13 protein-coding genes are annotated in these 12,590 nt (G+C 50.8%); 5 read left to right on the forward strand and 8 right to left on the reverse strand.

Going from position 1 to position 12,590, the window contains the following annotated elements:
* Nucleotides 1–9: 9 nt before the first annotated feature.
* Both KQY15_RS01425 and KQY15_RS01430 read left to right on the forward strand, forming a co-directional pair.
* A complete protein-coding gene (locus KQY15_RS01425) occupies nucleotides 10–900 on the forward strand; it encodes a 23S rRNA (adenine(2030)-N(6))-methyltransferase RlmJ (protein ID WP_308160213.1) in 891 nt (296 codons plus the stop codon).
* Nucleotides 901–907: 7 nt separating this feature from the next.
* Nucleotides 908–1,708: a S1/P1 nuclease gene (locus KQY15_RS01430; protein WP_217667628.1), complete on the forward strand. Its 801-nt coding sequence runs from the start codon at nucleotides 908–910 to the stop codon at nucleotides 1,706–1,708.
* Between the two features lie 21 nt (nucleotides 1,709–1,729).
* Here the strand turns inward: KQY15_RS01430 and KQY15_RS01435 are convergent, their stop codons facing one another.
* From KQY15_RS01435 to KQY15_RS01455, 5 genes are all read right to left on the reverse strand, one after another.
* Nucleotides 1,730–2,275: a hydrolase gene (locus tag KQY15_RS01435; protein WP_217666610.1), complete on the reverse strand. Its 546-nt coding sequence runs from the start codon at nucleotides 2,273–2,275 to the stop codon at nucleotides 1,730–1,732.
* 94 nt (nucleotides 2,276–2,369) lie between these two features.
* A complete protein-coding gene (locus KQY15_RS01440) occupies nucleotides 2,370–3,077 on the reverse strand; it encodes a hypothetical protein (RefSeq protein WP_217666611.1) in 708 nt (235 codons plus the stop codon).
* Nucleotides 3,064–3,663 carry a sigma-70 family RNA polymerase sigma factor gene (locus KQY15_RS01445; protein ID WP_217666612.1) on the reverse strand — a complete coding sequence of 200 codons (600 nt, stop codon included), beginning with the start codon at nucleotides 3,661–3,663 and terminating at the stop codon, nucleotides 3,064–3,066. Before KQY15_RS01445 ends, KQY15_RS01440 begins: the two co-directional genes overlap by 14 nt.
* A 68-nt stretch (nucleotides 3,664–3,731) precedes the next feature.
* On the reverse strand, nucleotides 3,732–4,364 hold the full coding sequence (locus KQY15_RS01450) for an energy transducer TonB (protein WP_217666613.1): 633 nt from the start codon (nucleotides 4,362–4,364) through the stop codon (nucleotides 3,732–3,734).
* Between the two features lie 108 nt (nucleotides 4,365–4,472).
* Nucleotides 4,473–4,796 carry a DUF440 family protein gene (locus tag KQY15_RS01455; RefSeq protein WP_217666614.1) on the reverse strand — a complete coding sequence of 108 codons (324 nt, stop codon included), beginning with the start codon at nucleotides 4,794–4,796 and terminating at the stop codon, nucleotides 4,473–4,475.
* Nucleotides 4,797–4,911: 115 nt separating this feature from the next.
* On the opposite strand from KQY15_RS01455, the gene rlmA reads away from it, so the two are divergent.
* Nucleotides 4,912–5,721: a 23S rRNA (guanine(745)-N(1))-methyltransferase gene (rlmA, locus tag KQY15_RS01460; RefSeq protein WP_254795384.1), complete on the forward strand. Its 810-nt coding sequence runs from the start codon at nucleotides 4,912–4,914 to the stop codon at nucleotides 5,719–5,721.
* Nucleotides 5,722–5,743: 22 nt separating this feature from the next.
* Here the strand turns inward: rlmA and KQY15_RS01465 are convergent, their stop codons facing one another.
* The 3 genes from KQY15_RS01465 to KQY15_RS01475 all read right to left on the reverse strand — a co-directional run bounded on the left by KQY15_RS01465 (nucleotide 5,744) and on the right by KQY15_RS01475 (nucleotide 10,228).
* On the reverse strand, nucleotides 5,744–6,961 hold the full coding sequence (locus KQY15_RS01465) for a serine hydrolase domain-containing protein (RefSeq protein WP_217666615.1): 1,218 nt from the start codon (nucleotides 6,959–6,961) through the stop codon (nucleotides 5,744–5,746).
* A gap of 32 nt (nucleotides 6,962–6,993) precedes the next feature.
* Entirely contained in the window at nucleotides 6,994–9,714 is a 2,721-nt protein-coding gene (locus KQY15_RS01470; protein ID WP_217666616.1) for a S8 family serine peptidase, read from the reverse strand.
* Nucleotides 9,715–9,811: 97 nt separating this feature from the next.
* Nucleotides 9,812–10,228, reverse strand: coding sequence for an MAPEG family protein (locus KQY15_RS01475; protein WP_217666617.1), 417 nt, complete (start codon nucleotides 10,226–10,228; stop codon nucleotides 9,812–9,814).
* A gap of 163 nt (nucleotides 10,229–10,391) precedes the next feature.
* Here KQY15_RS01475 and KQY15_RS01480 point away from each other — a divergent pair, with 163 nt between their 5' ends.
* On the forward strand, nucleotides 10,392–10,976 hold the full coding sequence (locus KQY15_RS01480; RefSeq protein ID WP_217666618.1) for a thymidine kinase: 585 nt from the start codon (nucleotides 10,392–10,394) through the stop codon (nucleotides 10,974–10,976).
* A gap of 74 nt (nucleotides 10,977–11,050) precedes the next feature.
* On the forward strand, nucleotides 11,051–12,586 hold the full coding sequence (locus KQY15_RS01485; protein ID WP_217666619.1) for a sensor domain-containing diguanylate cyclase: 1,536 nt from the start codon (nucleotides 11,051–11,053) through the stop codon (nucleotides 12,584–12,586).
* Nucleotides 12,587–12,590 lie beyond the last annotated feature (4 nt).

Here is a 12,590-nt window from a genome sequence, read left to right on the forward strand (position 1 = left end):
TATCGCAAAGTGTCAGTAAATCAGGGCCAGAACAGCATGCTCAGTTATCGTCACAGTTACCATGCCGGCAATCATGCCGATGTGTTAAAACATCTGGTACAGGTAACCATTCTTGATTATCTGCTGCAAAAAGATAAGCCGCTTTGCTATCACGACAGCCACGCTGGCGCTGGTTTATATAGCCTTGGCAGTGAGCAGGCGCAAAAAACCGCTGAATATCAGCAGGGTATTGGCAGGCTATGGCAGTATCAGGCTAAATCTGCGCCGCTGTCCCGTTATTTATCACTTATAAACACGCTTAACCCGGCCGGTGATCTGGCGTTTTACCCGGGCTCGCCAAAAATTGCTGAGTTGATGTTGCGGCCACAGGACACGATACAGGCCACTGAACTGCACCCCAGTGATTTTCCAATTTTGCAAAACCAGTTTGCCCGGCGCCGCCGCAGCCGGATTGAAAACATCGATGCTTATGCGGGCTTTAAAGCCATGTTGCCACCACTGGTTAAACGTGGCCTGGTGCTGCTGGATCCACCCTATGAGCTAAAAACGGAATACCACGATCTGGTCGCAGGCCTTACCGAAGCCTACCGCCGCTTTCCGCAGGCAACCTATGCCATCTGGTACCCGGTAATTGAAAGACCAGCCGTTGAAGCCTTTATTGCTGCTATTGTTGGCACCGGCATTAAAAACCAATTGCGGATAGAATACTGTCCTTACCCTGATAAAGCCGGTTTTGGCATGAGTGGCAGTGGCATGCTGGTGCTAAATCCACCCTATACCCTGGCAACAGATATGCGCGAAGCGTTAACCGAGCTTGCCCCGCTGCTGGCTGGCACAACACCGGCTACAGCTGATGATGCCAGATTGCTCTGGCAGGTAAGCCAGTTAGTTGGGGAATAACACTGTGATGTTGTTCAGTTTTCTCAGAAACCCACTGGCTTTTGCTATTGTCAGTTTGCTGCTGGCGGGCCTCAGTACAGATGCCCGGGCGTTTGGCCGCACCGGCCACATCATGATTTGCAATATGAGCTATCAGCTGGTGCAGCCGGCCACCCGCCAAAAACTGGATCAGTTAATTCAAACAACACCCTATCAGCAGTTTGGCCCCGCTTGCGTATGGCCGGACGACGTTCGCTCGCAAGATGAATTTGCCTGGACTAAACCGCATCACTATATCAACCTGCAGCGCGGTGAAACGGTCGTTACCCGCAGCCACTGCCCGGAAGTCGGCTGTGTGGTATCGGCAATCGAAGATATGCAAAAAAGACTGCAACACGATCAGCAAGACTGGCAGGCCCTGCTTTTTTTAAGCCACTATATTAGCGATCTGCATCAGCCTTTACATGTCAGCTTTGCTGATGATTTAGGGGGTAACCGCACAGCCGTGTATTTTTATGGCGAGCCGTCTAATTTGCATGGGGTTTGGGACACAAATATGCTGAGTAAACTGGGCTATAACGAGCCGGAAAAACAGCAACAGCTGTTTGGCCGCCTTACCCAGCAACAGCAACAACAATGGCAGCAAAGCGACCTGATGACCTGGACCAACGAGTCGGCGACTATCACGATTGGCCTTTATCAGGATTACCGGCCAGGCATGTTAATTGATGATGCATACCTTGCCAGACATCAGCCAGTGCTGGAGCAACGTTTGCTGCAAGCGGCAGTGCGGCTGGCTGCCACCCTGGATAAATTGTTAGCAGAGTAACAGCAGAGAAAGCAGATTTAACTAGCGCAACCAGCCTTTGCTGATCTGGCGAAAACTGTCATGATCGCCACGCTCCAGCCACTCAAAGGCCAGCATCTCTTTACTGATGATCTGACACCCGGCCTGCTGCATCCGGCTTAGTGCCAGTTGCTTGTTTTCAACGGTACGCGAACCAACGGCTTCTGCCACCACAAACACCTGAAAACCTGCAGCCAGTAAATCAGATACTGTTTGCAGCACACAGACATGGCTTTCGGTGCCAATAATCACTATTTGCTTACGGCTAAGACTCAGCAGCTTGTGTTGTACCTCAGGTTCTCGCCAGGCACTGAAATGAATTTTTTCAATAACAACGTCATCGGGTAGCAGCTCACGCAAACCCGGTACGGTATGGCCCAAGCCTTTTGTGTAATGCTCGGTGGCCAGCAACGGAATATCAAGCTGCAACGCCACCTGTAATACCCAGGCGGCAGCCTGCTCCACCGACCTGGTATCAAATATTGCCGGAGCCAGCTTTTGCTGAATATCGATCAGCAGCACCATACTATCGTTAGCGTTTACTAACATTCGCCATCACCATTTAAAATTCTGATTTTCAGTTTGCTATGCAGCTTCTGTCATACACGCCAGTACAATACAGTATGCCGTGTTAAACAGGCAGCTACACCGCCGGACACTGGCCAGCATACCGTGTGGCAGGTATTGCGGCAATCGCCAGGATGTGGCCGCTGCTTGCGAACTGTAATTCAACCCATTGTGGCTGGGCTACCGGCGCTACCTGTAACATAGCACTGAGTTCCTGTACCAGTTCAATTGCCATATTAAGTTGGGTGTTGTTGCACATCACTATTTGCCACGAATCCTGCTGCCGGGTTAGCAGCCCTATCTGGCTTTGCATCATATTGCTTAGCTCGCCAGCACGCTGCAACTGCTTTTGCTGTGCTTTTAAGGTATTTAAACGCTGCCGAACCCTGCCCGCTTCAGAATCACCCGTTGCCGATGCCGTTAAATGGTGCCACTGCACTGTTATTTGCTGATCGTTTTGCGCAGAGGCTGCTGCCGTTAACTGCTCTGCGCTGTTCGCTGATATGCCTGACATTGTGTCTATCTGATAATAAACAGGCAGCTTGGCTGGGTTAACCCAACTAAGCACTAACACCAAAGCAGCACAACCCAGGGCCAGCTGGGTGAAATACCACCACGAGCGCCAGTTTCGCGCCGCGTTTCGCTGCTTTGCCTGCTGCATAATTTGTTGTTTTACTGCAGCTGGCAGCGGCTGCTCTGCTTTAAGCGCCTGATATGCTTTTTTTATACCGGCTGCAGATCCTGTTTTATTTGCTGACAGGTCAGCGGGCTCAGGGCTGGACATGCTCTTCTCCCATAAGTACGGTTAAACGCTCTCTGGCATAGCGTAAACGGCTTTTAATCGTTTCAGGCAGCTCGCGGGTAATATGAGCAATATCATCCAGACTGAACTCTTCAAGTTGCAACAATATTGCTTCGCGTTGCAATGGCGGTAACTGATTTAACGCCACCGCCAAACGCGCTTTTTGCTGCAAGCCCGCAACCTTGCCTGCTATACCGTCATGATATTTATCATCTTTGTCAGCCCCAGCACCGTCATCGTCGTGCCATTCGGTTAACTGCCAGCGTTGCCGCTTACGTAGCTCGTCAACCAGCGCATTTCTGGCCAGAGTAAATAACCAGGTTTTAAAGCGGCTTTCGGCACGGTAGCTATGCCGGTTTTCCAGTACTTTCAGCCAACATTGCTGGCTGATATCTGCCGCCAGCTCGGCATCAGCCTGGCGCAATAAGAAGTGATATAAATCATCACCACATTGCACTATTAACTTATCCAGCCACTGCAGCTGGCCACTTTGCTGAAATTGTTGCATCAGCTCATCGGCACAACTGTTGCGGTTAAACCAGGGTGGAAGTATTGCAGACCATGCCATAAGCCACATCCTTCTGTTCGCGTCCGTTGCTCTGTATCGGTCAACGACTTCTTGTGCCTGCTCTGAGCTTAGTCAGCATCAACATTAAAATCGAGAACAACCTGTAAATTTGTCTGCCGAATTGCTCTGCCATCAACAACTTGCGGCTGATATTTCCAGCGGCGCAATGCCCGGGCTGCCTCGCGGTCAAATACTCCTCTGGGCTCGGCCTGCAGTACTTCTACATCCGTAACACTGCCGCTCTCATCTATGCTGAAACGCAACTTTACCCAGCCACTGATGCCGTCGCGCAGTGCTTCAACCGGAAAACGGGGCTCAACCCTCACCACCGGAGTCGCGCTCTGGTCCCTGTTTGAACCAAAGCGTGTTAAATCAGTTTTGATGGCCGGTGGCGCTATCGTAAATTCCGGTCCGGGCAAATCGACATGAGTAACATCGACCGGGGTACGCGGTGCCTGCTCGGGTGGCATAACTGCAGGTGGCGGCTGCGGGATCGTTTTAACAATTACCGGTGGGTCGTCCGGGCTTTTAAACAACTCCACTACCGGCAATGTTACCTGCGGTGGGCGCTGTGCTAATGGCGGCTTAATTAACAGGTACATTATCGAAAACAGGCTAAAGGTAACCAACGCTGCCAGCAACAGGCTGCTGAACAACCGGCTAACGGTGTGGAACGGCGTTGAATAATTGATAGTTTGCATAGGGCGTCCTCCGTGTTTAACAGTTAGACGCCGCAGCACAGATTACGGGGTTAAATTATTTTAGTTTTTTATTGGCCTCGCTAACGCTTTATTGCCCCCGCCAACTCTTTATTGACCTCGCCACTGCGCATGACACAAGCCATCGTGTTTCTCACGGCTCAGTAAAATACGGGCCAGCACTTTATCAGGGTTACCATCCAGCCCCGTTAGGCCAATCTGAGCCTCGTAATGCAGCTCTGGTTCAAGATCCTGCATAATCAGCTCTACCCACTCTGCCCCAGGCACAACCAAATCAACATAACCGCGCTGCTCATATTGTTGCTGATACTGGTTGTAATCCTCTGCTGCCAGGTTGTCGGCTGCCAGCTCTTCAAAAATATCAAATGCATGATCACACAGCTCATCCAGCGACCATAGTTCCAAACCTTGCATAGTTCCTGCCTTAAAATGGTTTTACCAAGCCAATATTGGCCGCATTATAGCAAGGCTTTGCGCGCAAAGCTGCCAAGCTGTTACACTGCGCCGGTTTATCATAGCGGATTTCAGTATGTACATTTGCCCACTTTGTCGCCAGCCATTGCAGTTAACCACTCGTCAGTATCAGTGCGCGGCCAGGCATAGCTTCGATCTTGCAAAGGAAGGCTACGTTAACCTGCTGCCGGTACAACAGAAAAACTCTAAAGATCCAGGCGATAATAAACTGATGATTGAAGCGCGCCGGGCATTTTTGCAAAGTGCGGCTTATCAGCCCCTGTCTGATGCTGTCAATGAACTGGCCGTACAGACCAACCCGGCAACGGTGCTGGATCTGGGCTGTGGTGAGGGCTATTACAGCGGCCGGCTGCAGCAGAAGCTTAACCCGGCGGCCAGACTGTATGGTATTGATATTTCCAAAGCGGCCATTAAATATGCGGCCCGTCACTATGCTGCAATTCGTTTTGCCGTTGCCAGTGCCTATCAGCTTCCTTTTGCCGACAACAGCTTTGACAGCATAATACGGATATATGCGCCATCCGATAATGCAGAGTTGCAACGGGTATTAACGCCTCAGGGGCGGCTAATCAGTGTTAATCCTGGGCCGGAGCATTTAATAGAAATGAAACAGGCCGTTTATCGCGACGTGAAACTGCACAGTGATGCTATCAAACAGGAGCCGGGCTTTAATCATATTCAGCGACAACGGTTAAGTTACCAGCTGGTGCTGACTGAACCGCAGCAACTGGATAACCTGCTGCAAATGGTGCCGCTGGCCTGGAAGTTTACCAGCGACAACCGTCAGACATTTGTCGCCAGCACCCGGACCATCAGCATCGACTTTCTGCTCGACGTATATCAGTTAGCCCAGGTAACGCCCTAGTCCGGCTAAGTCACTGCTGCTATCAGCACCCGGGCTGGCCCTGGCCACAGTTTGCCAGCCTGGCTTTATCCTGTTGCTGCAGGGCGCTAAACATCGCCCCCCAGAACGCGGGGGTAAGTTCATTAACTACATTTGATTCGGCGTTAAGTAAAATAACCAGCCCCAGCTCACGTTCGCGCGAGTAGGCCAGTTCAGCGCGAAAGCCCTGCACCCAGCCACCATGATAAATAAGCTGCTCATCGCCAAACTGATATACCCGCCAGCCTAAAGCATAGTGGGCATCGGTGAGGTAATTGCGCCAGTTCGCCCGGCGCAAATCACGCGGGGTTTTGACCCGCTTTTCAATTATTTTGTCCAGTACTTGTTGGGGCATTACCTGAGGGTAATAGCCCAGCTGGGCAATCAGCCAATGGCTTAAATCGATAACACTGGCATTCACACCCGCCGCTGGTGCAAACCGGTAGTAACTTTGATTTACATTGCGCGAATGCCAGCGACCACGGGCCCGGATATGCGGGCTGGCCCGGTTTTCATTCAACAGGTACGCTTCTAAACCAACCGACGCTGTTGGTAACTGCAGTGGCTCAAAAATATTTTTCTTCAGCAGGCTGGCATAGTCACTGTTAGTGGTCTGGCTGATGATTGGTTCTATCAGACTAAACAAAACATTCTGGTAGCCGTAACACTGGCCGGGGTTACATAATGGGTCTATTTTCTGGAACTGGGGCAGGATCCGCTCCGGCACTATATTGGCCTCAATCAGATTATCGTAAGCGTTGGGCATGACCCCGCTGCTCTGCGACAGCAGATGCTCTATTTTTAACTGGGGGTTATACAGCGCATTTTTAAATGAAAATTCCGGTATATACTGCACCACCGGCTCGTGCCACTGAAAATGACCACGTGCCTCCAGCAAGCTCGCCAGGCCGGCAGCAAAGGTTTTTGACACCGATGCAATCCGGAACACTGTATAAGGGTCAACCGGTTTATCACCATCAATGTCCCTGACGCCATATCCTTTAGCGCTGATAATTTTGTTCCGGTACACCACCGCGTAAGCAGCGCCGGGTATATTATGCTCCACCATCTGTTCGTTAAAATAGCGGTCAAAATCGGCCAGTTCTGTCGCAAATACTTCTGTCGCAGCAAAGTTGTCGGCAGAGGGCACAGCCGGCTGCTGTATTTGTTGCGCTATCGGTTGCTGAGCCAGCGCCGCCGGCACTGCCAACACTAAATTCATAAGTACTACAGCTGAAAATACCTGAATCAAAATCACCTCAATTTAATCTTTACCTGCCACCAGCGCATTTCATCAACACAGTATCGTCGCCAGCCAGCCAGGGCTGCAAGCAGCAACATAGCAAAGCCAACACTGCCACCACCGCTGCTACTGCCAGCAGAACTGCCGCCACCAGCAGGATTTACCTGTACTGTAGTGGTACTGCTACTTTCGTTTACGCCGTCATCTGCCGTAAATCTGAACACCAGATTAGAACTGGCGTTGACCGTCGGTGCGGTAAAGCTGGCGGTCAGACTGGTGGCGTTGACCAACGTTACTGTGGGCCCGGACAGTTGCTGCCAGCGATAGCGCAATAAATCATTATCACTGTCGCTTGCCGTCGCCCGCAGTAATACCGTTGCGCCACTGCCTGCCGAAATACTGGCCGGAGTTGTGACCTGCGGGCTGCTGTTCGCGCAGTCGGCATTACGCTCCAGGGTACTAATACCGGCCAGCCAGCTGGAAAACGCCAGATTTTTGGGCGGGCACAGGCTGGTATTCCGGAAACTGAATGCCGTTAAGCGGGTCAGCTCAATGAAATTCTGCGGCAAGGTACCATTAAAATTGTTGTCCGCCAACCACAAAACCCGTAAATCCGTCAGGGTAGCCAACGCGGACGGCACCGGACCAGCTAACTGATTTGACTCAACAAACAAGCGCTGCAGCAAGCTTAACTGGCCCAGGGCAGCAGGCAGGCTGCCGCTGAAATTATTAAACGATAAGTCCAGCTCCTGTAACGCGCTAAGCTCGCTGATCTCCGTGGGAATACTGCCGGAAAAACCATTTTGCCACAGACTTAATCGTTGCAGGTTAGCCAACTGCAGCAAGACCGCCGGAAAATTGCCAGTCAAACTGTTAAAACTTAAATCCAGCGCTGTTAAGCCAGTAAGGCCACTCAGTGCTGCAGGCAGTTCACCACTAAGATTATTATTGGCTAAGTTCAGCTCTGTAACCTGACCGTTACTACAGGTTACCCCGGCCCAGTTACAGACCGCAAACTCCGGGTTAAGCCAGCCCTGATTATCAAGCCAGCTCTGGCCCAACGTATCAAAATACAGCTGCACCAGCGCCTGACATTGCGCCAACGGTACATCAGGGGCATTCAGGTCGCTGCAATAGTTGTCATTGCGGGGTAACACCGTTACCTCGGAGTCAGCAAATTGCAGTGTGGCAGGCTGTCCGGCAAACACCCACTGGCCACTGAACATGCCGTCAGCCAATCCAGCTTGCTCTGCCAGAGCAATGTTCTGGCCAGTCTGGCTGTCGGTTACGACAGGTAGCGAGCTGACACCGTTGCAATCGATGCTCAGCACCCGGATATCCAGGGTGCTGCCCGCTCGCAAATAGAGTATCCCGGGCGCAGGGAGTATTCGCCTGGCTGGCTGGGCCTCGCACTCCAGTATCCCGGTTTCCTCTGGCGTACCAGGGTTCCTGTTAGTGGCCAGCAATAACCTGCCACTCACAGTGTGATCCCGGATCAACGGATCATCGCTGGCTTTGCCAGTTAGCAACAGCCTTGCCCGCAGTGCCGGCCAGTCAAGACCTGGCTCAGCAGCTTTTAACAGCGCAACCAGCCCCGTCACTACCGGCGCTGCCATTGAGGTACCGGCAACGGCCCGGTAGTTATCAGCTAAATCTGTGGTTTGAATAGCCACGCCAGGCGCGGTTACATCTACCCAATCCCGGCCATAATTACTGAACGAGGCTTTATTTTGCTGCTGATCATGCGCCGCCACACTGATGATATTCGCTAAGTCATACGCTGCCGGATATAACGGGCTCTGGTTACCACTGTTGCCCGCGCTGGCGATAAACAATATACCGGCTTGCTGTTGACGCGCTATTGCTTCATAAAGCGCCTGTGACTGACCGGGCCCTCCCCAGGAATTGTTTGTGGCGATAATATTTATGCCACGGTTTTGCTTTAAATCCAGCACATAATCCAGGCAGGCAATGGCATCGCTGACAAAGCCACTACCCGTTTCATCTAAAAATTTACAATTCAGGATCTGAAGATGCCAGTTAACACCGGCTACCCCCAGGCTATTATTTGTGGCAGCACCAATAATCCCGCTTATCTGGGTGCCGTGGCCATCTTCATCCAATGGATTGCTGGTGTTATTTGCGGTATCAATACCATAAATATCATCGATATAGCCGTTACCATCATCGTCCTGGCCATTTACCGTCTCACTGGGGTTTAGCCATAAATTATCCTGCAGATCAGGATGATCAATAGCAACGCCTGTATCGATTACAGCCACAACCAACTGCGGGTCGCCGGTTGTCAGTTGCCAGACACCCGGGGCATTTATCCCCTGCTGCTGGCTAAGATGCCACTGCAGATCAAACTGGGGGTCGTTCGGGATCTGTTGTTTGCGCAGACGATAATCGGGCTCAGCGAAGCGTACCCCAGACAACTGGTTATAATAAGCAACGGCCTGGGCTAGCGACGCCCCCTCATGCAGCCTGACACGCAATAGGCCAGCCGCAGCGTTATTGCGCTGTGCGTGACGGCCAGGTAGACCAACAGGCTGAATACTGCTGGCATATTTACTGGCAAACCGGTGCTGAATAGTCGATGCAGCCCCCGGCTCCAGCGCGTTAAATTCAATGTCAGTCGCAATAATTAATCTGTTGGTCTGCTCGGCTACCGCTGAACCGGCAACGACAACTATAGTCAGTAGCAGCGGCAAAATTAATAATTTTGGCATAACCTCACCCCGTTATCAGTTAACAGCTTATATCAGGCTATACGCCATAGCAGACCAATCCGATGCATCAGGCGGCTGACGGGTGTGGTAAATGTGGCTATATAAAGGCCAGCACCAGTAACCGGATCCAGATAAGCCATAGCACCAGGCAGCCAAGCAAAAACACCCGAAAACGCATTCGCACGTTATTGCTGCCAATGTGAATAAGGGTATGCCAGTAGCGCAGCGCCACAAATACCGCGCTCATTACCAGAAAGGTTAAATCAGCCAGACCAAACTGTAAGCAGAACAAAACGCTGAACATAAAAAGCATTGGCATCTGAAACTGATTGTCAAAATTACGGCTGGTGGCAATAACCTGCTCATTAGCACCGGTTAAATCCATGGTCCGAAAAGCGCTCATATTTATTTCTTTTGTTTTCGCAGCCTTTATCCGCCGCCGCCCCATTAAAATCATCACGACACTGGTTAGCAATACCTGGGCAAATACGGGCAGTAGCATCAATTTTTCCATTTATTTTTCCTGTCTGGTTAAGTAAGTTAGCAAGCTCTTTGGCAAAGTATGCCTGCAACAACAACTAAAGCCAATCTGCAATCAATTGCCAGCGTTTACAGCGGTAACCGCTTTGGTTATTCTTAGCCGTCAATTTTCAGACATACTCTCAGGAACCTGGCCAATGGCCCAACTGTATTTCTATTACTCGGCAATGAATGCCGGCAAATCCACGTCGTTACTGCAAAGCGCTTATAACTATCAGGAACGGGGCATGACCGTTGCAATTTATACTGCCGCACTGGATAACCGCTTTGGGCTGGGCAAAGTCAGCTCACGAATTGGCCTGGCAATGGATGCCCATATCTTTGACCCGGAATTTAATTTTAGTTCGCATGTGCAGCAGCTTAAAGCAGAAGGCAGGCTCGACTGCGTGCTGATAGACGAAGCCCAGTTTCTCAGTAAAGCCCAGGTGCGCCAGCTAACCGATATTGTCGATGATTTACATATTCCGGTGCTGGCATTTGGTCTGCGTACCGACTTTCTGGGAGAAACCTTTGCTGGCAGCGAAGCCTTACTGGCCTGGGCCGATAAATTAATTGAGCTCAAAACCATCTGTCATTGCGGCCGTAAAGCCAACTTTGTGGTGCGACTGGATGCAAACGGCAATGCTGCTACAGCTGGCAGCCAGGTGCAAATTGGTGGCAATGAAAGTTATGTGTCAATGTGCCGCCAGCATTTTAAGCAATTGGTCTGGCAACAGCCGTAAAGCCTTAATGTCTGAGCCAAAGTTGCCTTAAACGCTCAATCCGTTATAGTTAGAAAAAACAGATATAGTGATTTATGGCTGATAACTCAGACGCTTATCCCCATTTTTGGGCCATTCTAGACCGGCTGCCAGTGGCGCTTTTATATAAAGAAAGCGCTAAAGCGGATATTTTTGCCAATGAAACAGCACGCACCCTGCTGGGGCTGAATCAAACAGAAAAACCATTAAGCCTGCCACAGCTGTCTGACATTCGTCTGCTGGATAACCAGCAGCAGCGTATAAGCCTGGTAAATAATCCATTGTTGCTGGCATTAAGTGGTACCGAATTATGTCAGGACGTACTACTTGATATCAAAGGCTCCATCATTTCTTTTACCCTGCGCAGCCAGCTGACAAAACTGCAGTTCAGCATAGGTAACACCATTATCGTCACGCTGTGCCCGCAACAAAGCCGCAGCGCTGCTGCAGCAAGTAGCCTCATTCCTGATAAACCGGCACCGGATATTGCGGAGCTGGAAGAGGCATTGGCCTTTGATAAATTAATGTCACTGATTTCCACTGAGCTTATTAATGTCAGCAGTGAGGCATTGGATCAACATGTTGAAGATGCACTGGCTGCATTAGGCGAGTTCTGCCACGCGGATCGTAGCTACATTTTTCAGTTTACTGACGATCTCAGTGAAATGAGTAATACTCATGAATGGGTACGCGAAGGTGTGGTGCCACATAAAGAAAACCTGCAACACATACCTGAACCTGCGTTACCGTATTTTTTTGAAAAAATTCAGCGGGATCATATTTTTGCTGTGGCCGATGTCAGCAAGTTACCCGCTGAGGCCAGCGCCGAGCAACAGGAATTTAATAACGAAGATATTCGGTCTGTACTATGTATAGCGATGCTTGCCGGCCAAAAACTTATTGGCTTTGTTGGCTGCGATATGGTTGCTCGGCAACGCAACTGGACCAGTAACGACTTACGCCGGATTAAGCTGGTTGGCGAAATGATAGCTAACAGCATGCAGAACGTTAATTACAGGGTATCGTTGCAGCAAATGCAGCAGGAACTACTGGCGGCCAATCAGGAGCTGCAGAAGCAAGCCAATCAGGATGGACTAACCGGCCTGGCAAACCGCCGGCATTTCGATGAAAAGCTGCTGGAAGAATTACAACGCAGCGCCCGCAGCGAGTCACCGCTTAGCTTAATTTTGCTGGATATAGACTTGTTTAAACCCTTTAATGACCATTATGGCCATCAGGCTGGCGACGATGCCTTACAAAAAGTCGCCAGTGCGCTTAGCAAAGAAGCCCGCCGCCAGGGCGAAGTGGCAGCCCGTTATGGCGGTGAAGAGTTTGCGCTGATATTACCGTCAACCGATGAAAAAGCCTGCAGAGAAGTTGCCGTTCGGGTGCAGCAACACATTAAAAAGCTGAATATTCGTCATTGTCAGTCTGATGTTGCCAGCAATCTGACCGCCAGTATGGGCTGCTACAGCGTTATAGCCGATAAGCATACCACAGCAGCACAGATGCTGGCCCGGGCCGACGCAGCGCTGTATAAAGCAAAAGCAGCCGGGCGCAATAGGGTTGTTAGCGCCAGCGAAGCACCGTAGCAGG

Origin of the sequence: Arsukibacterium indicum, from assembly GCF_019100565.1 — a bacterium.
Lineage (GTDB): Bacteria > Pseudomonadota > Gammaproteobacteria > Enterobacterales > Alteromonadaceae > Alishewanella > Alishewanella indicum.

Excerpts from the sequence above, each read along its gene's own strand:
- KQY15_RS01430 (WP_217667628.1), top strand. The coding sequence starts at position 908 with ATGTTGTTCAGTTTTCTCAGAAACCCACTGGCTTTTGCTATTGTCAGT.
- KQY15_RS01435 (WP_217666610.1), bottom strand. The coding sequence starts at position 2,275 with ATGTTAGTAAACGCTAACGATAGTATGGTGCTGCTGATCGATATTCAG.
- KQY15_RS01440 (WP_217666611.1), bottom strand. The coding sequence starts at position 3,077 with ATGTCCAGCCCTGAGCCCGCTGACCTGTCAGCAAATAAAACAGGATCT.
- KQY15_RS01445 (WP_217666612.1), bottom strand. The coding sequence starts at position 3,663 with ATGGCATGGTCTGCAATACTTCCACCCTGGTTTAACCGCAACAGTTGT.
- KQY15_RS01450 (WP_217666613.1), bottom strand. The coding sequence starts at position 4,364 with ATGCAAACTATCAATTATTCAACGCCGTTCCACACCGTTAGCCGGTTG.
- KQY15_RS01455 (WP_217666614.1), bottom strand. The coding sequence starts at position 4,796 with ATGCAAGGTTTGGAACTATGGTCGCTGGATGAGCTGTGTGATCATGCA.
- rlmA (WP_254795384.1), top strand. The coding sequence starts at position 4,912 with ATGTACATTTGCCCACTTTGTCGCCAGCCATTGCAGTTAACCACTCGT.
- KQY15_RS01465 (WP_217666615.1), bottom strand. The coding sequence starts at position 6,961 with ATGAATTTAGTGTTGGCAGTGCCGGCGGCGCTGGCTCAGCAACCGATA.
- KQY15_RS01470 (WP_217666616.1), bottom strand. The coding sequence starts at position 9,714 with ATGCCAAAATTATTAATTTTGCCGCTGCTACTGACTATAGTTGTCGTT.
- KQY15_RS01475 (WP_217666617.1), bottom strand. The coding sequence starts at position 10,228 with ATGGAAAAATTGATGCTACTGCCCGTATTTGCCCAGGTATTGCTAACC.
- KQY15_RS01480 (WP_217666618.1), top strand. The coding sequence starts at position 10,392 with ATGGCCCAACTGTATTTCTATTACTCGGCAATGAATGCCGGCAAATCC.
- KQY15_RS01485 (WP_217666619.1), top strand. The coding sequence starts at position 11,051 with ATGGCTGATAACTCAGACGCTTATCCCCATTTTTGGGCCATTCTAGAC.